This is a genomic window from Phenylobacterium sp., from assembly GCF_013911965.1.
GTDB lineage: Bacteria > Pseudomonadota > Alphaproteobacteria > Caulobacterales > Caulobacteraceae > Phenylobacterium.
Genome location: NZ_JACESE010000002.1, coordinates 257,181 through 283,404, shown reverse-complemented (window position 1 = coordinate 283,404; position 26,224 = coordinate 257,181). Strand labels below are relative to the sequence as shown.

Annotated in this window: 23 protein-coding genes; 6 read left to right on the top strand and 17 right to left on the bottom strand. The window is 69.9% G+C overall.

Annotated features, from left to right (window positions below; genetic code table 11):
- Positions 1-29: 29 nt before the first annotated feature.
- The 6 genes from H2041_RS03180 to dusB all read right to left on the bottom strand — a co-directional run bounded on the left by H2041_RS03180 (position 30) and on the right by dusB (position 8,150).
- On the bottom strand, positions 30-893 hold the full coding sequence (locus H2041_RS03180) for a D-amino-acid transaminase (protein WP_293409345.1): 864 nt from the start codon (positions 891-893) through the stop codon (positions 30-32).
- A gap of 2 nt (positions 894-895) precedes the next feature.
- Positions 896-2,287, bottom strand: a complete 1,392-nt coding sequence (locus H2041_RS03175; protein ID WP_293409342.1) for a sigma-54 dependent transcriptional regulator — start codon at positions 2,285-2,287, stop codon at positions 896-898.
- Entirely contained in the window at positions 2,277-4,520 is a 2,244-nt protein-coding gene (locus H2041_RS03170) for a PAS domain-containing sensor histidine kinase (RefSeq protein WP_293409339.1), read from the bottom strand. Before H2041_RS03170 ends, H2041_RS03175 begins: the two co-directional genes overlap by 11 nt.
- 92 nt (positions 4,521-4,612) lie before the next feature.
- Positions 4,613-6,034: a sigma 54-interacting transcriptional regulator gene (locus H2041_RS03165; RefSeq protein ID WP_293409337.1), complete on the bottom strand. Its 1,422-nt coding sequence runs from the start codon at positions 6,032-6,034 to the stop codon at positions 4,613-4,615.
- Positions 6,031-7,146: an ATP-binding protein gene (locus H2041_RS03160; RefSeq protein WP_293409335.1), complete on the bottom strand. Its 1,116-nt coding sequence runs from the start codon at positions 7,144-7,146 to the stop codon at positions 6,031-6,033. Before H2041_RS03160 ends, H2041_RS03165 begins: the two co-directional genes overlap by 4 nt.
- Entirely contained in the window at positions 7,143-8,150 is a 1,008-nt protein-coding gene (dusB, locus tag H2041_RS03155; RefSeq protein WP_293409333.1) for a tRNA dihydrouridine synthase DusB, read from the bottom strand. The genes H2041_RS03160 and dusB overlap by 4 nt, the downstream gene beginning before the upstream one ends.
- A 90-nt stretch (positions 8,151-8,240) precedes the next feature.
- Between dusB and H2041_RS03150 the strand changes: the two genes are divergently transcribed.
- Positions 8,241-9,386: a bifunctional 2-C-methyl-D-erythritol 4-phosphate cytidylyltransferase/2-C-methyl-D-erythritol 2,4-cyclodiphosphate synthase gene (locus H2041_RS03150; protein WP_293409331.1), complete on the top strand. Its 1,146-nt coding sequence runs from the start codon at positions 8,241-8,243 to the stop codon at positions 9,384-9,386.
- A 7-nt stretch (positions 9,387-9,393) separates the two neighbouring features.
- Here H2041_RS03150 and H2041_RS03145 read toward each other — a convergent pair whose 3' ends face one another.
- On the bottom strand, positions 9,394-11,640 hold the full coding sequence (locus H2041_RS03145) for a spermidine synthase (protein ID WP_293409329.1): 2,247 nt from the start codon (positions 11,638-11,640) through the stop codon (positions 9,394-9,396).
- Positions 11,641-11,722: 82 nt separating this feature from the next.
- On the opposite strand from H2041_RS03145, the gene H2041_RS03140 reads away from it, so the two are divergent.
- Entirely contained in the window at positions 11,723-12,214 is a 492-nt protein-coding gene (locus H2041_RS03140) for a CinA family protein (RefSeq protein WP_293409327.1), read from the top strand.
- Between the two features lie 6 nt (positions 12,215-12,220).
- Here the strand turns inward: H2041_RS03140 and H2041_RS03135 are convergent, their stop codons facing one another.
- Together H2041_RS03135 and lipA are read right to left on the bottom strand one after the other, a co-directional pair.
- The gene (locus H2041_RS03135; RefSeq protein ID WP_293409326.1) at positions 12,221-12,694 is read right to left on the bottom strand and encodes a type II toxin-antitoxin system RatA family toxin; all 474 of its coding nucleotides are present in this window, start codon (positions 12,692-12,694) and stop codon (positions 12,221-12,223) included.
- A gap of 11 nt (positions 12,695-12,705) precedes the next feature.
- A complete protein-coding gene (lipA, locus tag H2041_RS03130; protein ID WP_293409324.1) occupies positions 12,706-13,683 on the bottom strand; it encodes a lipoyl synthase in 978 nt (325 codons plus the stop codon).
- A 90-nt stretch (positions 13,684-13,773) separates the two neighbouring features.
- Here lipA and H2041_RS03125 point away from each other — a divergent pair, with 90 nt between their 5' ends.
- Entirely contained in the window at positions 13,774-14,808 is a 1,035-nt protein-coding gene (locus H2041_RS03125; RefSeq protein ID WP_293409322.1) for an alpha/beta hydrolase, read from the top strand.
- 79 nt (positions 14,809-14,887) lie between these two features.
- Positions 14,888-16,444, top strand: a complete 1,557-nt coding sequence (locus tag H2041_RS03120) for an AMP-binding protein (RefSeq protein ID WP_293409320.1) — start codon at positions 14,888-14,890, stop codon at positions 16,442-16,444.
- Between the two features lie 29 nt (positions 16,445-16,473).
- Here H2041_RS03120 and lpdA read toward each other — a convergent pair whose 3' ends face one another.
- From lpdA to H2041_RS03090, 6 genes are read right to left on the bottom strand one after another with little or no spacing between them, the layout of a single operon-like run.
- Positions 16,474-17,874, bottom strand: a complete 1,401-nt coding sequence (gene lpdA / locus H2041_RS03115) for a dihydrolipoyl dehydrogenase (RefSeq protein WP_293409318.1) — start codon at positions 17,872-17,874, stop codon at positions 16,474-16,476.
- A gap of 8 nt (positions 17,875-17,882) precedes the next feature.
- Complete coding sequence (locus H2041_RS03110) at positions 17,883-19,163, bottom strand: pyruvate dehydrogenase complex dihydrolipoamide acetyltransferase (protein WP_293409314.1); 1,281 nt, start codon at positions 19,161-19,163, stop codon at positions 17,883-17,885.
- Positions 19,160-19,567, bottom strand: coding sequence for a GFA family protein (locus H2041_RS03105; RefSeq protein WP_293409312.1), 408 nt, complete (start codon positions 19,565-19,567; stop codon positions 19,160-19,162). The genes H2041_RS03110 and H2041_RS03105 overlap by 4 nt, the downstream gene beginning before the upstream one ends.
- A complete protein-coding gene (locus H2041_RS03100; RefSeq protein WP_293409311.1) occupies positions 19,564-20,973 on the bottom strand; it encodes a pyruvate dehydrogenase complex E1 component subunit beta in 1,410 nt (469 codons plus the stop codon). Before H2041_RS03100 ends, H2041_RS03105 begins: the two co-directional genes overlap by 4 nt.
- Complete coding sequence (gene pdhA, locus H2041_RS03095) at positions 20,970-21,998, bottom strand: pyruvate dehydrogenase (acetyl-transferring) E1 component subunit alpha (RefSeq protein ID WP_293409310.1); 1,029 nt, start codon at positions 21,996-21,998, stop codon at positions 20,970-20,972. The genes H2041_RS03100 and pdhA overlap by 4 nt, the downstream gene beginning before the upstream one ends.
- A 56-nt stretch (positions 21,999-22,054) precedes the next feature.
- Entirely contained in the window at positions 22,055-22,366 is a 312-nt protein-coding gene (locus H2041_RS03090; RefSeq protein ID WP_293409307.1) for a septum formation initiator family protein, read from the bottom strand.
- Between the two features lie 206 nt (positions 22,367-22,572).
- Here H2041_RS03090 and H2041_RS03085 point away from each other — a divergent pair, with 206 nt between their 5' ends.
- The gene (locus H2041_RS03085) at positions 22,573-23,682 is read left to right on the top strand and encodes a sugar MFS transporter (RefSeq protein WP_293409305.1); all 1,110 of its coding nucleotides are present in this window, start codon (positions 22,573-22,575) and stop codon (positions 23,680-23,682) included.
- On the opposite strand, the gene eno is transcribed toward H2041_RS03085, so the two are convergent.
- Together eno and rpmF are read right to left on the bottom strand one after the other, a co-directional pair.
- Positions 23,669-24,949 carry a phosphopyruvate hydratase gene (gene eno / locus H2041_RS03080; protein ID WP_293409302.1) on the bottom strand — a complete coding sequence of 427 codons (1,281 nt, stop codon included), beginning with the start codon at positions 24,947-24,949 and terminating at the stop codon, positions 23,669-23,671. The genes H2041_RS03085 and eno overlap by 14 nt on opposite strands.
- A gap of 154 nt (positions 24,950-25,103) precedes the next feature.
- Positions 25,104-25,286 (bottom strand): 50S ribosomal protein L32, encoded by a 183-nt coding sequence (gene rpmF / locus H2041_RS03075; RefSeq protein ID WP_293409299.1) that lies wholly within the window; start codon positions 25,284-25,286, stop codon positions 25,104-25,106.
- Between the two features lie 200 nt (positions 25,287-25,486).
- Between rpmF and H2041_RS03070 the strand changes: the two genes are divergently transcribed.
- Positions 25,487-26,224 (top strand): AprI/Inh family metalloprotease inhibitor, encoded by a 738-nt coding sequence (locus H2041_RS03070; protein WP_293409297.1) that lies wholly within the window; start codon positions 25,487-25,489, stop codon positions 26,222-26,224.

The following is a 26,224-nucleotide window of genomic DNA, read 5'->3' as shown; positions in this document are numbered from 1 at the left end:
CGGCGCGCGCACGCGCAATCGCCGTCCCGTCAGACGGCGGTGTTTTTCGCCCGCTGGATATAGAGAGCCCGGAGCCGTTTCGCCACCGGACCGGGAAGGCCCTCCCCGACCGGCTTGCCGTCGACCTGGACGACCGGCAGGACGAGCGAGCCCGCGCCAGTGATGAAGGCCTCCCGGGCCTCGACCGCCTCGGCGGGGCTGAAGGGCTTCTCGCTGACCGTCAGGCCCGCCTCGCGAATGACCTCCAACAGGGTCAGGCGGGTGACGCCGCGCAGGATGTTGGCGTTGGTGTCGCGCGTGCGCAGCACGCCGTCCCGGTCGAGGATCCAGGCGTTGGACGAGGCGCCCTCCGTCACCAGCCCCATCTCGTCCACGAACCAGGCCTCGGCCGCCCCCCGCTCCTTGGCCGCTTGTTTGGCGAGCACATTGGGCAGCAGGCCGACCGTCTTGATGTCGCAGCGGCCCCAGCGGTTCTCCGGCGTGGTGATCACCGAGACCCCCTTGGCGGCCTTGGCCTCCGCCGCGGCGTGGTCGACAGCCTTGGCGGTCACCACCACAGCCGGGCTGACCGGCGCCGTCGGGAAGGCGTGGTCGCGCGGCGCCACGCCGCGGCTGACCTGCAGATAGACCATGCCGTTGCGGATCCGGTTGCGGCGCAGGACCTCGCGAAGGACGACCGTGAGCGCGCCGCGGCTCATGGGTTCGGGTATGCGCAGTTCGCCGAGCGAGCGCGACAGGCGGGCGAAGTGCCCTTCGGCATCGGCAAGCTTGCCGTCGAACACGGCCCAGACCTCGTAGACCGCATCGGCGAGCTGGTAGCCCCGGTCTTCGATGTGCACGGCGGCCTCGGCGTGCGGTGTGTAGCGGCCGTTCACATAGGCGATGCGACCCATGACTATTCCACGCCCTCCTCGAGCGCACGGGCTCCGGAGAGGCCCAGGGACTTCAGCTTGCGGTGCAGGGCCGACCGCTCCATGCCGATGAAGGCGGCGGTCCGCGAGATATTGCCTGAGAAGCGCATCATCTGCGCGCTCAGATACTCGCGCTCGAAGGTCTCGCGCGCCTCGCGCAGCGGCAGGGCGATGATCTTGTCCGCGCCGAGCAAGCCGCCGCTTTCGCCGGGCGGCTGATCGGTGGGGATCATGTCGGCGGTGATCGGCTCGGACGGATCGCCGGCCGAGAGGATCAGCATCCGCTCCACCACATTGCGCAACTGGCGCATGTTGCCAGGCCAGGTGCGCACCTGGAGCGCGGCGATGGCGTCCTCGGCGAGGACGCGTCGCGACATGCCGCTCGCCTCGCAGATCCGCTCGATGAAGTTCTCCACCAGCTCCGGAATGTCCTCGCGCCGCTCGGCCACGCCGGGCACGGCCACGGGCACCACGTTCAGGCGATGAAACAGGTCCTCGCGGAACCGCCCCTCGGCGATCTCCTCGCGCAGATTGCGCGAGGTGGACGAGATCACCCGCACATCGACCTGCACGTCAGCGTCGCCGTTCACGCGCCGGAAGCGCTGCTCGACCAGGACCCGCAGGATGCGGCTCTGCGTCTCGCGCGGCATGTCGGCCACTTCGTCCAGGTAGAGCGTGCCGCCGTGGGCGCGTTCGAAGACGCCGATCTTGCTCGGCCGTCCGCCGTCGCCCTCGACGCCGAACAGCTCCACGTCCATCCGCTCCGGCGTCATGCCCGCGGCGCTGATGGCGACGAACTCGGCCCGCGCGCGCGGGCTGCCTTCGTGGATCAGGCGCGCGACCGTCTCCTTGCCCGAGCCGGGCGGGCCGGAGATCAGCACGCGGCTGTTGGCGGCCGCCAGCTTGGCGATCATCTGGCGCAGATGCTGGGCGGCCATCGACTTGCCGATCAGCCCTTCGGGCATGATGGCCTGGGTGCGCAGGTGACGGTTCTCCCGCCGCAGGTTGGCCGCCTCCAGGGCGCGGTCGACGACCAGCAGCAGCCGGTCGGACTTGAACGGCTTCTCCAGGAAGTCGTAGGCGCCGCGCTTGATGGCGCTGACCGCCGTCTCGATATTGCCGTGGCCGGAGATCATCACGACCGGGAGGTCCGGATCGAGGGTCTTGACCAGGTCGAGCAGCTCCAGCCCGTCCATGCCGCCGCCCTGCATCCAGATGTCGAGGATCAGGATGGCCGGACGCCGCGCGCGGATGGCGGCCAGGGCCGATTCCGAATCCGAGGCCGTGCGCACCTCATAGCCTTCGTCGGCGAGAATTCCGGCCACAAGCTCGCGGATATCGGCCTCGTCGTCGACAACCAGAACGTCAGCCGCCATGGGCTTCTCCTTCCACAAGCAGTTCGGACTTGGGCCCGGGCGCCTCGGGGCGCGCCTTGACCGGCAGTTTCAGAATCGCGCGCGCGCCGCGCCCACGGGCGGCGTCGGTGAGGATCAGTTCGCCCCCGTGGTCCTCGAGGATGCGCTTGACGATGGCGAGCCCCAGACCCGTCCCCTTCTCGCGCGTCGTCACATAGGGCTCGGTCAACCGGTCGCGGTCCTTTTCCGGCAGGCCGACGCCATTGTCCTGGACGTCGATGGCCAGGACGCCGTCCTCAACGCTCATCCGCACGGCGATGCGTCCGGGCGGCCGCGGCGTCGCCTCCAGGCGCGCATGCACCGCTTCGGCGGCGTTCTTCAGGATGTTGGTCAGGGCCTGGGCCAGCATCCGGCCGTCGGCGAGCAGCGTCACCTCCGGCAGGCTGTCGGCCAGGTCGATCTTCAGGTCCGGATTGGCCACCCGCTGGGCGAAGACCTGAGCGCGGACCAGTTCGGCGGCGTCCTGGGGCGCGAACTTCGGCGCCGGCATGCGGGCGAAGGCCGAGAACTCGTCGACCATGCGCCCGATGTCGCCCACCTGACGGACGATGGTGTCGGTGCAGCGGTCGAAGGTCTCCAGGTCGGCGGCGTCGACACCCTTGCGGAATTTGCGTTGCAGGCGCTCGGCCGACAGCTGGATCGGCGTCAGCGGGTTCTTGATCTCGTGAGCGATGCGGCGGGCGACGTCCTTCCACGCCGCGTTGCGCTGGGCGGCGACGAGGCGCGTGATGTCGTCGAAGGTCAGGACCAGGCCGCCCTCGCTCTGGCTGGCGCGGACCCGGAGCCGGTGTGTCTCGCGCTCGCGCTGGACGTCCACCTCGGCCTCGGCCTCGCCGCTGGCCGCAGCCTCCCCCACGACGGCGGCCAGTTCGGGGGCGAGGTCGGCGAGCGAACGCCCGTCGGCGCCGTCTTCGGGCAGGTGCAGCAGGCGGACCGCCTGACGGTTGGCTGCGGAGATGGCCCCGGATTCGTCGAGGCCGATGACGCCGGCGCTGACTTCCGACAGGACCGTCTCGATGAACTCGCGCCGCTCCTCGGCCTCCTGGCTCGCGCGCCGCAGCGCCTCTTGCTGAACCTGAAGATCGTGCGTCATGCTATTGAATGCACGCGATAATACCGCGATCTCATCACGATCGTTGTCAACCTGGACGCGGGCGTCCAGATCGCCTCCGGCCACGCGCCCCGCCGCCTGCACCAGGCGGCCGACGGGTCCGGAAATCGCATTGGCCGCGGACATGCCCAGCCACACCGCCCCCACCAGGACCAGCAGAGCCGTCTCCACATAGGAAAGGATGAAGACCGTCTGGATCCGCGCCCGGCTCTGGGCCGCCTCGCGATAGGAGATGAGGGAGCCCTCGGCCTCGATCAGATGCGTGATGATGCCCGTCTCGACCGGCCGCGCCACATAGAGATAGGCGTCCGGATAGTCATTGAGGCGATAGAGCGCCCGCATCAGGTCCGAGGAGTCGAAGGCCGGCACCGAGATGTCGCCCTCGTCAGCGGCCTGGAAGCTCGATTCCGGGGGTACGATGTAGGGCGGCGCCTCCGCCGTCTCCGTCCGCGCCAGGACCCGGCCCTGCCGATCGATCAGATAGGCCGCCGGAAAGCCGTGATAGGCCGCCTGATATCCCAGGAAGTGGCTGAAGGTGACCGGCGAGGTTCCAAGGGCGGGCGCGGCGCGGTTCAGGTCCACCGCCATCAGGTTCACGTGCTCGCCGATATAGCGCTTCTGGTCCTCCACATAGGAGCGCGCGACCGTGGCCGAGTTCTCCACGACCGTCTGGACCCGCTGGCTGAACCAGTTGTCGACCCCGCGGTTGACCAACACGCCGTAGAAGAGCGCCACCACGACCGCCGGCGCGACGGCGGCCAGGGCGAAGAGGGTGACGAACCGCAGGTGCAGCCGCGCCCCGGCGTCCACCGACCGGGCGTCGAGCAGGGCGAGCAGGCGGTAGCCCACCAGCGCGGCAAGCGCCAGGATCAGCACCAGATTGAGGCTGAGGACCGTCAGGATGATGGTCGAGGCCGGGCGCAGCGGCCCGTCCTCCGGCGGCGAGGCGGCCAGAAGGATGGCCACGGCGGTCAGGACTGCGGCGATCGCATAGCCGCCGACCAGGGCATAGCGCGACTGCAGCGCACGCCCCAGCAGGGCGCGTACGCTCAACTGTTCGCCATCCTGGATCTGCGCCGACATTGGCGGCAGCCTAGGCTCAACTGTGTTCGAAACTCAACACAGATGTGGCTCCATTACGCCATCTTCACCGACCGCCGTCGAGCGCCGGCGCGTCACCGCCGTCCGCGGGTCAGATCGACCCCGAGATCCTGGATCTTCTTGCGCAGGGTGTTGCGGTTCAGCCCCAGGATTTCAGCCGCACGGACCTGGTTGCCACGCGTGGCGGCCAGGGTCAGCTGGATCAGCGGCCGCTCCACCTCCTCCAGCACGCGGTCATAGAGACCCGGCGGCGGCACGCCGTCCGGCTGTTCGGCGAAATAGCCGCCCAGGTGGCGCTCGACGATCTGGGCCAGGGTCAGCGGCCCCTCCTGCCCGGGCTGGCTCGGCTGCTGGTCCGCCAGCTCCTTCTCGACGATTCGGGCGGTGATCAGCTCCTCGGCGTAGAGGGCGCAGACGCGGCGGATCAGGTTCTCGAGCTCGCGGACGTTGCCGGGCCAGGCGTGGAGCTTCAGCCGTTCCAGCGCCGCCTGGTCGATCGTCTTCGACGGCAGGCCTTCGCGGTTGGCGCGCAGCAGGAAGGAACGGGCCAGGTCGGGAATGTCCTCGGCCCGGTCGCGCAGGGGCGGCAGGCGCAGCGGCGCCACGTTGAGCCGGAAATAGAGGTCCTCGCGGAAGAGCCCCTGCTGAATGAGGGCGCGCAGGTCGCGATTGGTCGCCGCGATGATCCGGACATTGGGCCGGCGGCCGGTCTTGGGGTTCAGCGCCGGTTCCGAGCCGTCGATCACCCGCAGCAGCCGCGTCTGGGCGTCCAGCGGCATGTCGCCGATCTCGTCCAGGAACAGCGTCCCGCCGTCGGCCTCCACGAGCTTTCCCGAGTCGCCGTCAGCGCGGCCGAACAGCTCCGCCTCCACGCGCTCGCGCGGCGTGGCGGCGAGGTTGATGACGACGAACTTGCCGTCCTTCCGACGTCCCATGTCGTGCAGGGCCCGGGCGACGAGCTCCTTGCCGGTCCCCGATTCGCCCAGGATCAGCACGGTGAGGTCGGCCCCCACCAGCCGCGCGATGGTCCGGTAGACCTCCTGCATCGGCGCGGAACGGCCGATCAGGGGCAGGCGCTCGTCACGCATGGCGCGGGCCTGGGCGCGGGAGGCCTCGGCGTCGGCCGGGCGTGACAGGGCCCGGCGGGCGACGCTGGTCATGTCGTCCAGGTCGAAGGGCTTGGGCACATAGTCGAACGCGCCGATCTCGGCGGCGTTGACGGCCGTGAGCAGGGTGTTCTGCGCGCTCATCACGATGACGGGCAGCTTGGGCCGCTCCTTGCGGATCCGCGGCAGCACGTCGAAGACGTTCTCGTCGGGCATCATCACATCGGTGATGACCAGATCGCCCTCGCCGTCGGAGACCCACTTCAGGAGGGTCGAGGCGTTCCCCGTGGCCCGCACCTGATAGCCGAGACGCGTGAAGGACTGCGACAGGACCAGCCGGATCGACGAGTCGTCATCCGCGATGAGAATCTTCTTGCCGGCGACACTCATGCCGAAACGTCCTTCTCAGAAGCGATGGGAAGCAGCACCCGGAAGACCGTTCGCCCGGGCTCGGAGTCGAAGTCGATCAGGCCGCCGTGGGCGGCGACCAGTTTGGAGACCAGCGCCAGGCCGAGGCCCGCGCCGTTCTGCTTGGTGGTGACGAAGGGCTGAAAGAGGCTCTCGCGCAGATGCGCCGGCACGCCGGGCCCGTTGTCCTGCACCCGCACCTCCAGGGGTGCGCCGCGAGGCTGACGCCCCTTGCCGGAGCGCACGCGAACGCCATGGCGGTAGGCGGTGGTGATCACCACCTCGCCGCGCCCGTCGCCGCGGGCGTGGGCGGCCTCGGAGGCGTTCTTGACCAGGTTCAGGAAGATCTGGATCAGCTGGTCCTCGTCGCCGGGGGTCGGCGGCAGCGAGGGGTCGTACTGCTCGCGCAGGGAGAGGCCGTCGGCCACGCCGTTGGCCGCCAGCGCCCGCACGCGGTCGAGCACTTCGTGGATGTTGACCGGATCGCGCGCCGGAGGGGCGTCGTCGGCGAAGACCTCCATGCGATCGACCAGGCGCTTCACCCGATCGGTCTCATCGACGATCAGCTGGGCCAGCGGCACGTCCTCCGCCCGGGCGCCGGCCTTCAGCAACTGGGCCGCGCCGCGGATGCCGGCGAGGGGGTTCTTGATCTCATGGGCCAGCATCCGGCCCAGCCCCATGATCGAACGCAGTCCGGCGGCGTCGCCTCCGAGCTCGGCGAAGGCCCCGCCCTTCACATGCAGGGTGAGGAGGATCGAACCGTCGCCCAGAGGCGCGGCCGCGCCGTCGGCCTCGAACGGCGGCAGGCCATAGAGATTGATGTCCACGCCGCGTTCCCGCACCGGCGCGCCTTCTTCGAGCGCCCGGTTGAGCAGAGCCACCAGCGGCGAATCCGGGGGCAAGGCGGCGCGGAACCGTCCGCGGGCGAGCAGGCCGAGGCCTTGGCCGAACAGCGCCTCGGCGGCCTCGTTGACGGCCACCAGCGCGCCTTCGCCGTCGATGACCATCGCCGGCTCGGGGCTGAGGTCAAAAGCGGCGGACTTCAATGCCGCCAGGTCCGGGCCGGCGCGGGTGGTGCGGGTACGGCTCGTCATGCGGCCATCCTCGTCTGCGGATCGCGCCAGAGCGCGACCAGTTGCTTTTCGACCTCGGCGGCGTCCTCCAGTCGGCAGAGACGCGCGCGCGCCTCCCGCCGGGCCTCGGCCTGCGTGGGCCGGGGCGCGTTTTCGATGTAGCTGGCCAGGTGCTTGCGGAAGATCCGCAGGCCCAGGCGTTCGCCGTAGAAGGCGAGGCTCTCGCGCAGATGGTCGCGCACGATCTCGAGGCGGCTTTCGAGGTCCGGCGCGGCGAAGGCGGTCCCGTTCAGCGCCGCCTCGATCTCGGCGGCGATCCAGGGGCGGCCATAGACGCCGCGGCCGACCATCACGCCATCGGCGCCGGACAGTTCGAGGGCGCGCCGCGCGCTTTCGCCATCGACGATGTCGCCGTTGACGATGACCGGGACGTCGACGGCCGCCTTGACCTGGGCGACGGCCGCCCAATCGGCCTGGCCCTTGTAGAACTGGCAGCGGGTGCGGCCATGCACCGTCACCGCGCGGGCCCCTCGCGCCGCCAGCCGGGCGGCGAAGTCCGGAGCGTTGCGCGAAGCGTCGTCCCAGCCCAGGCGCATCTTGGCCGTGACGGGAACGTCCACCGCCCCGACCACCGCACCGAGAATCGCCTCGGCCAGTTCGGGCTCGCGCATCAGGGCCGAGCCGCAGGCGACTCCGGTCACCTCCTTGGCCGGGCAGCCGAAGTTGATGTCGATGATGTGCGCCCCGGCGCTGGCCGCCAGTTCCGCCCCGCGGGCCATTTCCGCCGGATCGCGGCCGACCAGCTGGACGACCATCAGGGGCAGGCCCTCGCCGACGGCCGCGCGGCGCACCACGTCGGGCCGCCCGCGGGCGAACTCCGCCGAGGCCACCATCTCCGTCGCCACATAGGCGGCGCCCAGGCGGCTGGCCATCTTGCGGAACGGAAGGTCGGAAACGCCGGTCATGGGCGCGATCCAGACGCGCCCGCCAACCTCGACTTCCCCGATCCTGAGCTTGTTGCTCATTTTGTAATCACCCCTACCGCTGTCTTTTTAGGCAATTTGTGCGGCGCCGTAAAGCCTGGACAACGCTCGACCTGGGCCTAAACACAGGCCATGGATTTTTCAGCCGTTCTCGTCGCCGCAGGATCCGGTTCGCGCGCCGGCGGCGGCCTGCCCAAGGCCTGGCGACCGCTCGCAGGACGCCCCCTCGCCCGCTGGTCGGCGGAAGCCCTCGCCCAGGCCGGGGCGCGCGAGATCGCCGTCGTCGTGGCCGCCGACATGATGGAGACGGCGCGAGCCGCCCTGACCGGCCTGCCGGGCTGCCGCTTCGTCCTGGGCGGCGCGACCCGCGCCCTGTCGGTCCAGGCCGGACTTTCGGCGCTGACGGCGACGCCGGATGAACTCGTGCTCGTCCACGACGCGGCGCGGCCGTTCCTGAACGGCTCGCACATCGCGCGGCTGCTCGAGGCCTGCGCGGAGGCCGACGGCGCGATTCTGGCCCTGCCGATGGCCGATACGATCAAGCAGCCGCTCGAAAGCCGCCTCCTCACCCCCTCGCGCGAGGGGCTGTGGCGCGCCCAGACGCCCCAGGCCTTCCGGCGCGGCGCCCTGTCGGCGGCCTATGCGGCCTGGCCGGAGGGCGAGGAGCCGACGGACGACGCCCAGGTCGCCTCGCGCCACGGGCTCTCCGTGGCCCTGGCCGCCGGCGACCCGATGCTGATGAAGCTGACCTATCCCGAGGACTTCGACATGGCCGAACGGCTCGCCGGCGCAGCGCGGATCACCCGCACGGGCATGGGCTATGACGCCCATCGCTGGGGACCGGGCGAGGCCGTCTGGCTCTGCGGCGTGCGCATCGATCACGATCAGACCCTGATCGGCCATTCCGACGCCGACGCCGGCCTGCACGCCATCACCGACGCGATCCTCGGCGCCATCGGAGACGGCGACATCGGCGAGCACTTCCCGCCGAGCGACCCCCAGTGGCGCGGCGCGCCCTCCGACCGCTTCCTCGCCCATGCGGCCGAACGGGTGCGCGCCCGCGGCGGCCGGATCCTCAATGTCGACGTCACCCTCATCTGCGAGCGTCCCAAGATCCGGCCGCACCGCGACGCCATGCGCGCCCGCATCGCTGAGATCCTGGACCTGCCGCCGGAGCGGGTGAGCGTGAAGGCCACCACGACCGAAGGCATGGGCTTCACCGGCCGGCAGGAGGGCCTCGCCGCCCAGGCGGTGGCGAACGTCGAGGCGCCGGCCTAGCCACGGCTCAGGGCAGCCAGCGCCACTGCTCCTTCAGGCGCGCATAGAGGGCGCCGGGCAGGTTCGTGTAGTCGTCCGTCCAGGGCCGCGCGAGCGTCGGGTCCACGGGATCCCAGTTCACGTCGTTGGCGAAGGGCGCGAGCCCCTCCGGCGACTTCGCCAGGATGATCACGTCCTCGGCCGACTCCCAGAGCGGCGGACTGCCATAGGCCGCCGAATGGCGCTGCAGGAGAGCCGATCCTCCGGCCGCCTCGGCCACCGCCATGGCCGGACTGATGAGATCGAGGTTGCGGTTGGAGAGGTGCAGGATGAGGACGCCGTCCGGCTTCAGCCGGTCGAGATACATCCGCACGGCCTCGAGCGTCAGCAGGTGGGCGGGAACGGCGTCGGAGGAGAAGGCGTCGATCAGCAGCAGATCGAAGCGGCCCTCCGGCTGGTCGGTGAGCGTCAGGCGCGCGTCGCCGATCACGTAGTCGACCTCGCCCCGCGCGCACTCGGTCGTATAGGTGAAGTAGGCCGGGTCGTTGGCGATCTTCACGACCAGCGGGTCGATCTCGAAGAAGGTCAGCCGGTCCCCCGGCCGCGTATAGGCGGCCACCGCGCCCGTCCCCAGGCCCACGGCGCCGATCTCGAGCCGCATGTTCTCCGCCCGCATGGCCGAGAAGACCTGACCGATCGGCGTCTCCGGCGCGTAGTAGACGAGCGGCCGGCAGCGGAAGTCCGGAGAGGTGGCCTGGGCGCCGTGCAAGGTGGTGCCGTGGGCCAGCATCCGCACCTCGCCGCCCAGGGCGTCCACCGGCATCGCCGATTGCCGCACGACGCCGAAGAAGCTGCGCCAGCTCTGTCGCACATCCACCCGATCCCCCGCCGCCTGAGCGGAGATCAGCAGCATCGAAATGGTGGCGAAGAAGAGCATCGTGCTGCGTCGGACCAGGAAGGCCGAGACCGTCACGACCGCGAGCAGGATGCGGACCGTTCCTTCGCTGCCGGCCACCAGGCCCGCGACCACGGGCGCGGCCACCACGCAGGCGATCGCTGCGACGAAGACGCCCCAGCGCCACGCCTTGTCGAACCCGGCCTCCCACGGCCTTGCGAGGCAGGAGAGCGCCAGGACGAGCGGGTACTCCCAGACATTGTTGAAGACCACCGGCGCGACGAAGGCGTTGAAGGCGCCGCCGACGACCCCGCCCAGCGAGAGGAAGAGGTAGAACTCGGTCAGTCGCGACGTCTCCGGCCGCCGCCTCACCAGGCCCTGATGGCAGACCAGCGCGGTGAGGAAGAACGCCCCCAGGTGGACGGCCAGCTGGACGACGAGGTTCGTCGTCTTGAACGGGAGGATGACCGCGCAGGCCGCCACGGCCGCGGCCTGGAAGAGCAACGCCGCGTCGGGCGGGATCGCCGGCCGATCCTGGAAGGCGATGATGAAGGTGAGAAGGTAGAGCGCGAGCGGAACAACCCAGATGAAGGGCGCCGAGGCCACATCGGTCGTCAGATGCGTTGTGACGCCGAGCATCAGGCTGGAGGGAATGGCCGCCAGCGCCACCCAGGTCAGCCGCTGGCGCCAGAGATCCCGCAGAGGCGGCCGCGGGCCGGCGGCGGCGACGGGATGGTCCACCGCCGGCGCCCGCGCCACCAGCAGTCCCAGGCAGATCATCAGCAGGGCGAAGGCCCCGTAGCCGAGGCTCCAGCCGATGGACTGCGCCTGCAGCGCCAGAGAGGGCTCCACGGCCACCGGATAGGCCAGCAGGGCGATCAGGCTGCCGAGGTTGCTGGCCGCGTAGAGCACGTAGGGACCGCGCCCCTCCCCGGCCCTGAACACGCGGGCATGCCAGGCCTGGGCCAGCGGCGCGGTCGCCGAGAGGATGGCGAAGGGTCCGCCGACCATCAGGCCGAGCGCGGCCAGGAGCCAGAGGGCGGGATGGTCCGAACTTGGCGGCCCCAGAAGCTCGTGCACCCGCAGAGGCAGCACGAGGGCCGCGATCAGGAGCGCCGCGGCGTGGATGACCGCCTGGCGGCGCATCGAACGGACCCGCTGCAGGAGATGGGCGTAGGCGTATCCGGCCAGGAGCGCGCCCTGGAAGAAGGCCATGCTGGTGTTCCAGACCGCGGGCGCGCCGCCCAGCAGCGGCAGGATCAGCTTGGCGGCCATGGGTTGGACCATGAAGACCAGGCTTGCGCTTGCGAACACCGTCAGCCCGAACAGGGCTGGAGAGACGGGCCGTTCAGCCTTCGCGGCGGCGTCGATCAGGGTCATGGGGCTCGAATCGGCTTGAAGGGTCGCGTGGCCGATGTTGTGGTCTGCCCCTCCCCTTGCCTAGCGCCGCCGGAGTTGCAGCATGTTTTCCTTGGAAATCGAGACCTTGGCGCGGCTCCTGATCGATGAGGCGCGCGAGCGCTCGCTGCGAATCGTCACCGCCGAAAGCTGCACCGGCGGGCTGGTCGCTGCGGCGATCTGTTCGATCCCCGGCGCCTCGGACGTCTTCGACCGCGGCTTCGTCACCTATTCCAACCGCGCCAAGCAGGAGATGCTCGGCGTCCCGGGCGACCTGATCGCAGACCTGGGCGCGGTGTCGGAACCCGTCGCGCGGATGATGGCCGAAGGGGCGCTGGAGAACTCCAACGCTCACCTGTCGGTGGCGATCACCGGCGTCGCCGGCCCCGGCGGCGGCACGCGGATGAAGCCCGTCGGCACGGTCCATATCGCCACCGCGCGGACGAACCACGGCCTGACGCACCGGGCCGAACTGTTCGAGCTGGAGACACGGCCGGAGATCCAGGAGGCGGCGGCCCGTTCGGCCCTGGAGCTGCTGCGCGAGCGGCTGACCTGAACCGGCTCAGGCGGCCGACGAGGCCCGGTCGCCCTCCTTGCCGTAGAGCGTCCGCGCACGGGCCTCGAAGCAGCCGATCAGCCGGTCGACGGCATGATGGAAGTTCGCCGTCAGCAGGGCGGCGAGCAGCCGCGACTTGAACTCGAAGTCGATGTCGAACTCGATCCGCGCGCCCTTCGGATCCTCATGGAAGGACCAGCGGTTCTCCAGCCGCCGGAACGGACCGGAGATCAGGCTGACCTGGATCGTGCGCGCCGGCGCGTCACGCCTCACGCGCGTGGAGAAGCGCTCCTTCAGGAAGGAGAATCCGACGGCGGCCTCGGCGTCGAGCATATCGACGCCCTCCGACAGCTCGCGCTTGCTCCAGGTGCGCAGCGCGGTCAGCCACGGCACGAATTCGGGGTATCGCTCCACGTCGCCCACCAGCGCGAACAGCTGATCGGGCCCGTAGGGCAGGATGCGGGTCACATGATGACGCACGGCCGAGCTCTTCAGGCGCTCTGTCCGGCCGACCGGGCTTCGAGCGCGTGGCGCGCGGCCTGCAGCTTGGCGAAATCCTCGCCGGCATGGTGCGAGGAGCGGGTTAGCGGGCTCGCCGAGACCATCAGGAAGCCCTTGGCCCGGGCGATCTCCTCATAGGCCTTGAACTCCTCGGGCGTGACGTAGCGGTCGATGGCGGCATGCTTGCGGGTCGGCTGCAGGTATTGGCCGATGGTGATGAAGTCGACGCCGGCCGAACGCATGTCGTCCATCACCTGCATCACCTCTTCCTTGGTCTCGCCCAGACCGACCATCAGGCCGGACTTGGTGAACTGGCGCGGATCGCGCTCCTTCACCCGCTCCAGCAGGCGCAGGGAGTGGAAGTAGCGCGCGCCCGGACGAATGGAGAGATAGAGCCGCGGCACGGTCTCCAGATTGTGGTTGAAGACGTCGGGCCGGGCGTCGATGACCGTCTCGATCGCCGTCAGCGGCTTGCGGAGGAAGTCGGGCGTCAGGATCTCGACCGTCGCGCCGGGCGCCTGCTCGCGGATGGCGCCCACGACGGCGGCGAAGTGGGCGGCCCCGCCATCGGCGAGGTCGTCACGGTCGACCGAGGTGATGACCACATGCTTCAGCCCCATCTTGGCGACCGCCTCGGCGACGCGCGCCGGCTCGGTCGGATCGAGCGGATTGGGCTTGCCCGTCGTCACGTTGCAGAAGGCGCAGGCGCGGGTGCAGATCTCGCCCATGATCATCATGGTGGCGTGGCTCTGCGACCAGCACTCCCCGATGTTGGGGCAGGCCGCCTCCTCGCAGACCGTCACCAGGCCGTTGGCCTTCACCAGGTTGCGGGTCTGGGCGTAGCCCTCAGATCCCGGCGCGCGCACGCGCAGCCATTCCGGCTTGCGCAGCAGGGGCGTGTCGGGCCGGGCCTGCTTTTCAGGGTGCCGCGGCCGCGGCTTGGCGAGGTGATCGATGACGACGGTCATAGGGCCTTAGATCGGCCCTAGGCGCGGCCGGATCAAGCCGCGATTGCGCGCACTTGCGCAGGCGCCCGCGAACGGGCTGAAACTTCCGCCATGCGCCGCACCTGCCTCGCCCTCGCCGCCCTCGTTCTGACGGCCTGCAGCCCCGGCGAGGAGCGTGAGGCGCTGGACGAGAGCCGGCCGCCGCCCTCGCTACCCGAGCCCTTCCAGGCGCCCGAGGGCTGGGCCTGGGGCCGCCTGGCCCCGCCCGCCGGCCCGCAGCTGCGCTATGGCGTCGTCGCGCCCGCCGGCCGGGCGGCAAGGGGCGACGTGCTGATCCTGCCGGCCTATGGGGAGCCCGCGGAGGTCTGGTTCGAGGCCGTCCGCGATCTGCTCGCCCAGGGCTGGCGCGTCTGGATCCTGGAACGCGCGGGCCAGGGCGGCGCCGGACGCTTCCTCCAGCCGCACGACCTTGGCCATTCCCGCGGCTTTGCGGCCGACGCCGAGGCGGTTCGCGCCATGGTCGGACAGGTGATCCGCCCCGCGTCGGACGACGAAACGGCGCTGCTCGCCGCCGGCGACGGCGCCGTCGTCGCCCTGATGGCGGCGCAGGCCGGCGCCGATGTCGACCGCGTGGCGCTGAGCGCGCCGGCCCTGACCCCCCTGCCCGATGCGCGCCCGTGGGAGGCGACGCTCGGCCGAATCGGCCTCGGCCGGCTTCCCAGCCTCGTCTGGCGGCCGTGGAGCCGGTCGGAGCCGCAGGACGGGGCGGCGACCAGCTCCGATCCGCGCCGCCGCGCGCTCGCCCACAGGTGGGAGACCGCCAATCCCGACCTGCGCCTGACGGGCCCCAGCCTGGGCTGGCGGGCGGCCTTCGAACGCGGCCGGACGGCGGCGCTGAGCGACCCTGCCGCCTTCGCCGGGCCGGTCCTCATCCTGTCCGCCGGACCGGCGGGGACGGAGGCGAAGGGGTTCTGCGAGGGCGCGCCTGACTGCGACATCGCGAGCCTGCCGGCATCGGGCCCCGCGCCGCATCTGGAGCAGGATTCGATCCGAAGCCTTTGGTTTGAAAGGCTGTCGGCCTTCCTCGCCGAACCGCATGCGGAAGCCGAAGCCAAGCCTGCGGAGCCCGCGCCTCACGAAATGTGACACATCTTTTCAACGGCGAGCTTCGCCTCTACCGTCGCGCCAAAACAAATGGCGTCATGGACTTGGGAGGACATCGCCTTTGACCGGTTCGTTCGATCCGCGCGACAGCCAGGTGTCGGTCTTCGACGCCCTGATCGCGGCGAGGGCCAAGTACGGCGCGAAGAAGCCGATCCTGGAGGACCAGGAGCGCAATCCCCTCACCTATACCGACCTGATCCGCGCGGCCTTCGCGCTCGGGCGGAAGATCGCCGGCTTCACCACAAGGGGCGAGCGGGTGGGCGTCATGCTGCCGTCGAGCGGCGGCGGCGTGGTGACCTTCTTCGCCCTGCACGCCATCGGCCGCACGCCCACCATGCTGAACTTCACCGCCGGCATCCGGAACCTGAAGGCGGCCTGCGAGCTGGCCGGGGTGAAGACGGTGCTGACCTCCCACCGGTTCATCGAGCAGGGCAAGCTGCACGACCTGGTCGACGCCCTCGAGCCGATCGCGAAGATCGTCTACCTGGAAGAGGTGCGCGAGCAGGTCGGCGCGGCCGACAAGCTCTTCGCCGCGGCCGGCGGCTTCCTGCCCAGGCAGATGCGCACGGCCAGCAAGCCCTCCGATCCTGGCGTCATCCTCTTCACCTCCGGCAGCTTCGGGGCGCCGCGAGGCGTGGTGCTGTCGCAGGCCAATCTGGTCGCCAATGTCCGGCAGATCGCGGCCCACATCGACCTGGACCCCGATTGGGTGATGTTCAACCCGCTGCCCATCTTCCACTGCTTCGGCCTGACCGGCGGCGTTCTGCTGCCCATCCTGACGGGCATGAAGGCGTTCCAGTACCCGTCGCCCCTGCACACCAAGCAGATCCCGCCGCTGATCAAGGACTCCAGGGCCTCGATCCTGCTGGCGACGGACACCTTCGTGAACCAGTACGCCCGCGCCGCCGAGCCGGGCGAGCTGTCGGGTCTCAAGTTCGTCGTCTGCGGCGCCGAGAAGGTCCGCGAGGAGACCCACAACCTCGTCCATGAACGCTTCGGTCCGGTGCCCCTGCTGGAAGGCTACGGCGCGACGGAAGCCTCTCCCGTGATCGCCGTGAACAAGCCGACGGACAACCGCCGCGGCACCGTGGGCGGCCTGCTGCCGGGCATCGAGGCGCGCCTCGAGCCGGTCGAGGGCATTCCCGGCGGCGGCCAGCTCTTCGTCCGCGGTCCCAACATCATGGCGGGCTATCTGGGCGCCAACGGTCAGGTCGAGCCCCCGCCCGGCGGCTGGCACGACACGGGCGACGTGGTCAGCCTGACCGACGACGACTGGGTCAAGATCCTTGGGCGCGTGAAGCGCTTCGCCAAGGTCGGCGGCGAGATGGTGTCGCTGACGGCGGCCGAGGACATTGCGGTCTCCGTCTGGCCCGAGTGCCGTCACGCCGTCATCGCCATGCCCGATCCGCGCAAGGGTGAGCGGCTGATCCTGGTCACCGACTACCGCGACGCCTCGGCCGAGCCCCTGCTGGCCCACGCCCAGGCGGTGGGCGCGCCCGAACTGGCCGTGCCGCGCAAGATCATCCGCGTGCCGGAGATCCCGGTTCTTGGCACCGGCAAGACGGACTATGTCGCCATCCAGCGGATGGCCGAGGCGGAGCTGCGCCGGGCCGCCTGACAGCGGCCGTGACGCTTCAGAGACCCGGCTCAGGCGTGAAGCACGAGCCCGAAGGCGTCGAGGGCGGATTCGTGCATCGCCTCGCTCATCGTCGGGTGCGGGAAGACGGTGGCGTGCAACTCGGCCTCGGTGGCTTCGAGGGTGATGGCCAGCGCAAAGCCCTGGATCATCTCGGTCACCTCCGCGCCGAGCATGTGGGCCCCGATCAGAGCGCCGGTGTCGGCGTCGAAGATGGTCTTCACGAAGCCGTCGGTCTCGCCCGAGGCGATCGCCTTGCCGTTCACACGGAAGGGAAAGCGGCCGACCTTGATCTGCCGACCTTCCGCCTTGGCGGCGGCTTCCGTGAGGCCGACTGAGGCGATCTGCGGCGCCGAATAGGTGCAGCCCGGGATCGGCGTCGTCAGGTTCGGGCCCGCCTGGCCGGCGATGTGCTCGATGCAGTGGACGCCCTCATGGCTGGCCTTGTGGGCGAGCCACGGCGGGCCGGCGACGTCGCCGATGGCGTAGAGGCCCGGCACGCCGGTCGCGCCGTGGGCGTCGGTGACCACGTGGGTCTTCTCGATCTTCACGCCCAGGCCCTCGAGGCCCAGGTCCTCGACATTGCCGACGATGCCGACGGCGACGATGGCGCGCTCGGCTTCCAGGGTCTCGCGGCTGGCGCCGATCTCGATCTCGACGGAGACGCCGTTCCGGGACTTGGTCAGCTTCTTGACGCTGGCCCCGATGCGGAACTTCAGGCCCCGACGCTCGAAGGCCTTCCGCGCGGCGGTGGAGACTTCCTCGTCCTCGGCGGGCAGGATGCGCGGCAGGGCCTCGACGACCATCACCTCGGCGCCGAGCGCGCGATAGAAGCTGGCGAACTCGATCCCGATGGCGCCCGACCCGATGACGATCAGCGACTTGGGCGCCGCCTTCGGGACCATGGCCTCGCGATAGGACCAGACGCGGTCGCCGTCGGGCTCCAGGCCGATGTCCGGGATCGTGCGGGCGCGGGCGCCGGTGGCCAGGATGACATGGCGCGCCTGGATGGTCCGACCCCCGCCGCGCTTCTGCGCGACGATGACCTTGGGCGCGGGCGTGCCCTTCTCCAGCTTCGCCACGCCCTCGATGACCTCGATCTTGTGCTTGCGCATCAGGAAGCCGACGCCGGAGTTCAGCTGGGCGGCCACCTTGCGGGAGCGCTCGATGACCTTGCCGAAGTCGAATCGCGGCTTGTCGGCGGCAAGGCCATAGTCGCCCAGGTGATGCAGCTGCTCGTAGACCTCGCCGGACTTCAGCAGCGCCTTGGTCGGTATGCAGCCCCAGTTGAGGCAGACGCCGCCCAGAGCCTCACGCTCCACGATGGCGGTCTTGAAGCCCAGCTGGGCGGCGCGGATGGCGGTCACATAGCCGCCGGGGCCGGCGCCGATGACGATGACGTCGAAATCCATGAGTGCTCCTAGGCGATCATCGCCAGGGGTTCTTCGATCAGGGTCCTGAAGGCCTCCAGCCAGCGGGCGCCGGTGGCGCCGTCCACCACTCGGTGATCGCAGGTCATGGTGACCGACATGACCGTGGCGATGGCCAGCTGATCGCCGCGCACGACCGGCCGCTTCTCGCCGACGCCCACCGAAAGGATGGCGCCCTGCGGTTCGTTGATGATCGAGGCGAAGGTCTTGATGCCGAACATGCCGAGATTGGACACGCTGAAGGTGCCGCCCTGGAACTCCTCGGGCTTCAGCTTCCGATTGCGAGCTCTTTCGGCCAGATCCTTGGTTTCCCGGGCGATTTCAGCCAGGCCTTTGGTCTCGCACTTGCGGACGATCGGCGTGATCAGCCCGCCCTCGACAGCCACCGCCATGGCGATGTCCGCATGATGGTGCAGGGCGATGCCCTCTGGCGTGTAGGAGGCGTTGGCCTCCGGCACCCGCTTCAGGGCGACGGCGGCGGCCTTCAGGATGATGTCGTTGACGCTGACCTTCACCCCGTCCTTCTCCAGCATGCTGTTGATGCGGACGCGGGCTTCGAGCAGGCGGTCGATCTCCAGATCGATGGTCAGCGGGAAGTGCGGCACGTCCCGGAACGAGTCGGTCATCCGCCGGGCGACGGTCTTGCGCATGCCGTCCAGGGGGATCAGGTCGTAGCTGCCCTCCGGAATGCCCATCTGCTGCAGCGACTGGACCGGCCGGCTCTCGCCGCGGCGCTCGGCGGGCGCCGCCGCAGCCGAAGGCGCGGCCTTGGGCGCGCCAGGCTTCGCATCCTTCACGTCGCGTTCGATGATCCGCCCGCGCGGTCCGGAGCCCTTGATGGACGCCAGGTCCAGCCCCTTCTGCGCGGCGATCCGGCGCGCCAGGGGGGAGGCGAAGACCCGCTCGCCCTCGGCCCGCGGGGCCGGCTGGACCAGTTCGGGCCTGGCCTGGGCGGCCTCCTTGCGCGGTTGCGCCGCCGCCGGCGTCTCCGCGGCCGGTTCGGGCTTCGGCGGGGCCGCGGCCGGAGCTGCGGAGCCTCCGGAAAGGCGCGCGATCGGCGCGTTGACCTTGACCCCCTCGGTCCCGGCAGGGACGAGGATCTCCTCCACGACGCCCTCGTCGACCGCCTCGACCTCCATGGTCGCCTTGTCGGTCTCGATCTCGGCGATCACGTCGCCGGCCGAGACCGTATCGCCCTTCTTGACCAGCCATTTGGCGAGGGTGCCCTCCTCCATGGTGGGCGACAGCGCCGGCATCAGGATGTCGGTCATGCGGATTCCTTGGAGAGGTGGGCCAGGCCCGCGGCGTGGGCTTCCCAGTTCTGGCCGTCGAACGGCTCGATTTCGATGGCGAGGTCCTCGGCGGGATCCAGACAGTGCAGATTGACGGACCATCCGTCCGGATTGGACCTGGGGCGGTAGAAGCTCTTCACCCCGCAGACGCGGCAGAAGGTGTGTTTCGCCACGCCGGTGTTGAAGGTGTAGGTGGTCAGGCGGTCGGCGCCCTGGATCAGGCGGAAGCGGCTTTCCGGCAAGATGGCGGAGATGAAGCCGGTCATGGCGCAGATCGAGCAGTTGCAGGCCTGGGCCTTCACCCGCGCCGGCAGCGCCGCCTCGAAACGAACGGCCCCGCAGTGACACCCGCCCGGGCGCCAGATGTGGCCGTCCCGGCTCATGACGTGTAGCTGACCGCCTTGGCCGCCTTGACGATCTTTTCGACCGAAGGCAGCGACAGCGCCTCGAGATTGGCCGCATAGGGCAGCGGCACGTCCTCCTGGCAAACCCGCGCGGGGGGCGCGTCCAGATAGTCGAAGGCGTGTTCCAGCACGCGGGCGATGATCTCGGCCCCCACGCCCATCGGCCCCCAGCCCTCCTCGACCGTGACCAGGCGGTGGGTCTTCTTGACGCTCTCGACGACCGTGGCGTGGTCCAGCGGGCGCAGAGTGCGCAGGTCGATCACCTCGGCCTCGATCCCCTCGCTCGCCAGTTCTTCGGCCGCCTTGAGCGCCAGGCCCACCATGCGCGAGTGGGCCGTGATGGTGACGCCGTCCCCGGCGCGCCGCACCTTGGCCTTGCCGATGGGCAGGACGTAGTCGTCCACCTCCGGCACGTCGAACTCCTGCCCGTAGAGCATCTCGTGCTCCAGGAAGACGACGGGGTTGGGGTCGCGGATGGCGGCCTTCAGCAGGCCCTTGGCGTCGGCGGCGTCATAGGGCGCGATCACCTTCAGACCCGGTACGTGGGCGTACCAGGCCGAATAGTCCTGGCTGTGCTGGGCGGCCACGCGGGCGGCCGCGCCGTTCGGGCCGCGGAACACGATGGGGCACTGGATCTGCCCGCCGGACATGTAGTGGGTCTTGGCCGCCGAATTGATGATGTGGTCGATCGCCTGCATGGCGAAGTTCCAGGTCATGAATTCGACGATCGGCTTCAGGCCGGCCATGGCCGCCCCGACGCCGAGGCCCGCAAAGCCGTACTCGGTGATGGGGGTGTCGATGACGCGGCGGTCGCCGAACTCGTCCAGCAGGCCCCGGCTGACCTTGTAGGCGCCCTGATACTGGGCGACCTCCTCGCCCATGAGGAAGACTGTCTCGTCGCGGCGCATCTCCTCGGCCATGGCGTCGCGCAGCGCGTCGCGGACGGTCGTCCGCACCAGCTTGGCGTCGGCGGGGATCTCCGGGTCCGCAAGCGTCTCTCCGGGCCGAACGGCCGCCGGCCCCTCGCCTTCCGGCTTGTCGCCCTGCGCCTCGGCGGGGCCCTTCTTCTCCGGGTCGCCGGAGGGCTCCCTGGAGGCTTGCGGCTCCTGGGCTTCAGCCGGCGGAGGCGCCGGCGCGCGGGACGCGCCGCCCCCGGCGAGCCGCGCGATCGGCGCGTTGACCTTCACGCCCTCGGCGCCCTCCGGCACGAGGATCTCCTCGATCGTGCCCTCGTCGACCGCCTCGACCTCCATGGTGGCCTTATCGGTTTCGATTTCGGCGATCACGTCGCCAGCCGAGACCGTGTCGCCCTTCTTCACGTGCCACTTGGCGAGCGTGCCCTCTTCCATGGTCGGAGACAGGGCCGGCATCAGGATGTCGGTCACTGGGCGGCCTCCACATAGACCTCGGTGTAGAGCTCGGACGGGTCGGGTTCGGGCGAGGTTCGGGCGAATTCGGCCGCATCGGCGACGATCCGCTTCACCTCGGCGTCGATGGCCTTCAGCGCCGCCTCGTCGGCGAGGCCCTGCGCCTCCAGATGCTCGCGCAGGTGCTCGATGGGGTCGCGGGTCTTGCGGACCTCGTCCACCTCCTCGCGCGTGCGGTACTTGGCCGGATCGCTCATGGAGTGGCCGCGATAGCGGTAGGTCTTCATCTCCAGGATGAAGGGGCCCTGTCCGGAGCGGGCGTGTTCGGCGGCGCGCGCCGCAGCGTCGCGCACGGCCAGAACATCCATGCCGTCAACCTCTTCGCCCGGAATCCGGAAGGAGGTTCCCCGCTTGAACATGTGGGTCTCGGAAGACGACCGCTCCAGCGAGGTGCCCATGGCGTACTGGTTGTTCTCGATCACGTACACGACCGGAAGCTTCCAGAGCGCGGCCATGTTGAAGCTCTCGTAGACCTGCCCCTGATTGGCCGCGCCGTCGCCGAAGAAGGTAAAGGTGACCTTGCCGTTGTCGCGATAGCGGTTGGCCAGAGCCAGGCCCGTGCCCAGCGGCGCGGGCGCGCCGACGATGCCGTGGCCGCCGTAGAACTCCGCCTCGCGCGAGAACATGTGCATCGACCCGCCCTTGCCCTTGGACGAACCGCCGGCCCGGCCGGTCAGCTCGGCCATGACCTCCTTGGGGTCCATGCCGCAGGCCAGCATGTGGCCGTGGTCGCGATAGGCGGTGATGACCTGGTCGCCCTTCTCCTGGATCGACTGGACCCCGACGGCTATGGCCTCCTGGCCGATGTAGAGATGGCAGAAGCCGCCGATCAGGCCCATGCCGTAGAGCTGGCCGGCCCGTTCTTCGAACCGGCGGATCAGCAGCATGTCGCGGTAGAAGCCGAGCAGTTCGTCCTTGCCAAGGGATTCCGCCGTCGACGCCGGCTTGTCGCCGGACTTGGCCGCCTGTTTGGCGCGGGCCATAGGTCTCTCCCGGGTCGTTTCTCCGTCCGACACGAACCCGAAAACGGCGGCGCGGTTCAGCCGCCCGACGAGTCGTCGTGCTGGATACGGATCACATAGTCCCTGGGATCGCTATAGCCTAGGAGGGACCGGGCCCGCTCTTCGAGAAGATCAGCCGAAAGTGAGCTGTCGCGCAGAAGTTTGGCGCGCACCTCAAGGTCGCGCCGCTCGGCGACCAGCCGCTCCAGTTCCGCCGATTTCACGGCCAGGGTCTGGTCCCGCTGCTCGGAAGTCAGCAGGCCCTGCTCGCCCGTGAGGGCGTGATAGGCGAAGTAGACGATCAGCAGACCGAGCGCGGCCGTCGACAGATAGGGGCGAAGCTGGAGCACGGTGATTCCTGACCCGACACCGGCAAGTCTCGCAATTCGTGCTTAATTTTGGGTTGCGGCTCAGCTTCGCGCGCAGGAAGATCGACGCCATGGACCACAAGCATCCTCCCAACTGATCGACGCGGCGGCGGGCCTGGCCTCTGCGGGCCGCGACCTGGGCCTTTCCCGCGATTGGACGCGCGCCGCACGGCTTCGTGGCGGCGCTGTTGCTCGTCGGATTTGCGGACGAGTGGTTCACCTTCCTGCCCGCCGGCTTGTTCGAAAGCCTGCGCGCCGACCTCGGCCTGACCTATGCGCAGGCTGGCCTCGTCCTGGCGGGCTTGAGCCTCGGCGGGATCGTCGGCCTCGTCTTCGAGGCGGCCGCCGACTATGTCAGCCGCCGCTGGCTGGCGACGCTGGGCGCGCTCGCCTATGGCGGCGCCATGATCGCCTTCGGTCTGGGCGACGGCTTCTGGCCCCTTTTCGCCGCCGCCTTCGTCTGGGGGGCGGCGAGCGACGCCTTCATCCATGGGTGCGAGGTGGCGCTGGTCGACCTCGCCGGAGACGCCCTGCCCAAGGCGCTGGCCCGGTCCAACGCCTGGTCGGCGGTCGGCGACCTGCTGGCGCCCCTGGTCATCGCCGCCGCGGCCCTCGCCGGGCTCGACTGGCGCTGGCTGTTCGTCGGCGGGGGCGGCCTGATGCTGGCCTATGGCGGATGGCTGGCGAGCTACCGCTTCCCGCCGCCCTCGCCGCCGGAAGCCCACGCGTCGCCGTTCGCGGGGCTGCTGGCCGTGGTCGCCGATACGCGCGTCCTGCTCCTGGCGGCGATCATGGGCCTCTACGCCCTGCTCGACGAGCCGCTGGTCGCCTTCCTGATCGCCTTCCTGGAAGCCCAGGGGCATGATCCCGCCTGGGCCGTCACCCCGCCGCTCGGACTGCTCATCGGCGGCCTCGCCGGGTTCGGCGTCGCCGAACACCTGGCGGAGCGCGTGACGCCGCGCCGCCTGCTGGCGCCGACCGCCAGCTTCATGGCGCTGACCCTGCCCGCGATGCTGTTCGGACCGCCGCTCGTGGTGATCGCCGCGGGGTTCGGCTTCGGCGTGACAGGGGCGATCTTCTACACGGCCCTGCAGGGCGTGATCCTGACCCTGCGGCCAGGTCAGGCCGGTTCGACCGGCGCCGTGGTCTCCGCCGTCGGCCTGGCGGGCGCCGCCTTTCCGGGGCTCGTGGGCGCCGTGTCCGACGCCCACGGCCTTGCGGCGGGCCTTCTGCTGTACGCGGCGGTTCCCGCCCTCGTCCTCGGGCTGACCGCCGCGCTCAGGATCAGAGGCGCTTGAGCGCCTGGCGGCCGGCATAGATCGCCTGGTCGCCGAGCTCCTCTTCGATGCGCAGGAGCTGATTGTACTTGGCCGTCCGGTCGGAGCGCGCCAGCGAACCCGTCTTGATCTGACCGCAGTTGGTGGCCACCGCCAGGTCGGCGATGGTCGCATCCTCGGTCTCGCCCGAGCGGTGGCTCATGACGGCCGTGTAGCCGGCCCGATGGGCCATATCGACGGCGTCGAGGGTCTCCGACAGCGTGCCGATCTGGTTGACCTTGACCAGGATCGAGTTGCCGAGGCCGCGGCCGATGCCGTCCGACAGGCGCGCCGGGTTGGTCACGAAAAGATCGTCGCCGACCAGCTGGACCTTGCCGCCCAGCTTGTCGGTCAAGAGCTTCCAGCCGTCGAAGTCGTCCTCGGCGCAGCCGTCTTCGATCGTCACGATCGGGAACTTGGCCACCAGGTTGGCGAGGTAGTCGACCATGCCGGCCGGGTCGAAGGTCTTGCCCTCGCCGTCCAGCACGTACTTGCCGTCCTTGAAGAACTCGGTGGAGGCCACGTCCAGGCCGAGGTGGAAATGGTCGCCGCAGCGATAGCCCGCCGCCTCGCCCGCCTTGACGATGAAGGCGAGCGCCTCTTCGGCGCTGCCGATGTTCGGCGCGAAGCCGCCCTCGTCGCCGACATTGGTGTTGTGGCCGGCGTCCTTCAGGGCCTTCTTCAGGCCGTGGAAGATCTCCGCTCCCATCCGCAGGCCCTCGGCGAAGGTGTCGGCGCCGGTCGGCAGGATCATGAATTCCTGGATGTCGATCGGATTGTCCGCGTGGGCGCCGCCGTTGATGATGTTCATCATCGGCACGGGCAGGACGCGGGCGGACACGCCGCCCACATACTTGTAGAGCGGCAGGGCCGCGCTGCCGGCGGCGGCCTTGGCGGTCGCCAGGCTGACGCCCAGGATGGCGTTGGCGCCCAGCCGCGACTTGTTGGGCGTGCCGTCCAGTTCGATCAGGGTGACGTCGAGCCGGCGCTGGTCCTCGGCGTCGAAGCCGGACAGGGCGTCGAAGATCTCGCCATTGACCGCATCCACCGCCTGCTGGACGCCCTTGCCGAGATAGCGCGCCTTGTCGCCGTCGCGCTTCTCGACCGCCTCGTGGGCGCCGGTCGAAGCGCCCGACGGAACGGCCGCACGGCCCAGGGAGCCGTCCTCCAGGATCACGTCGACCTCGATCGTGGGATTGCCCCGGCTGTCGAGGATTTCGCGGGCGGTGATGTCGACGATCTCGGTCATGGGCTCCTCGTGCGGCGCGGGAATTGTGGCGGGGGAGGCTTAGCCACCTTCGGCCCTGGCGGCAATCGCGCACGCAAAAGGCCCCGCCCGGCTTGGGCGAGGCCTTGCTAGACAGCTCGTCGGCGCAGCGGCGCCGGCCGACCCCAGGAGGACCTTAGTCTTCCTTCGGGGTCAGGACCTGACGGCCCTTGTACATGCCGGTCTTCAGGTCGATGTGGTGCGGACGCTTCAGCTCGCCGGTCTCCTTGTCTTCGACGAAGGAGTTCTTGCCGAGCGCGTCGTGGGAGCGCCGCATGTTGCGCCGCGAGGGCGATACTTTTCGCTTAGGAACGGCCATGGGAGAGTCTCGCAGGCGTGTAAAAAGGAGACGGCGGCCAACGCGGCCGCCGACGTGAGCGGGGGTGTATGCCGCAAAGCCGCTCCGGATTCAAGCCACCGCCGCAGGAAACCCCCGAGGTTCCTCACACGCGCGGCAAGGTTGCCCCCCACGGCCAGGTCGACTACCCAGGCGCGCAGGGTCATGTGAGGGGGAACAGCATGTCCAAACACGTTTTCAGCGCCGCGGCTCTTCTCGCCGCCAGCCTCGTCGCCGCGCCGACGGCCGCCCAGGCGCAGTGGGGCGGCACGACCCACTCCAACTCGACGACCAACTCCAAGACGACCGGGACGAGCCAGTCGACCACGACGACTCAGACCCGGCAGGGCTCCTGGGGCAACAACACCGTCACCGAGACCACGTCGCAGACCACCGGAACGAGTTCGAGCCGGACCAACTCGACGACTCGCGGAACCTCCGTCACCACCCCGAGCTGGAATCCGCCGCCGAACAGCAATCCGGGCTGGAACAACAACAATCCCGGCTGGAACGGGTCCAGCCGCAGCAACGGCGATTCGACCGCCGCCGCGGTCGGCGCCCTCATCGGGGTGATCGGCGCGATCGCCGAGGATCGCGAGGCCCAGAACGCCCCGCGCCTCCAGCCCGAACAGGCCTATGGCCAGTGGGTGGCCTCCAGCAACGGCTGGGGCGGGACCAAGACCTGCGAGGTCGAACTCTCGCCAGACAAGGCCTTCCTCAACCAGGGTTTCAAGCTGAAGCCGCAGAAGTGCTGGGCCGGGCCCTTCGGCCAGCTCTTCGCCTGGCGGCCCTATGACGGCGCCGTGGCGCTGATCAAGCACGACGGCCAGACCCTGGCGGTGATGCGTGGCGACGGCAATCGGCTGTCGGGGCGCACCTCGGACGGCGCCCAGCTGGTCATGCACCGGCCGGGCTACTGA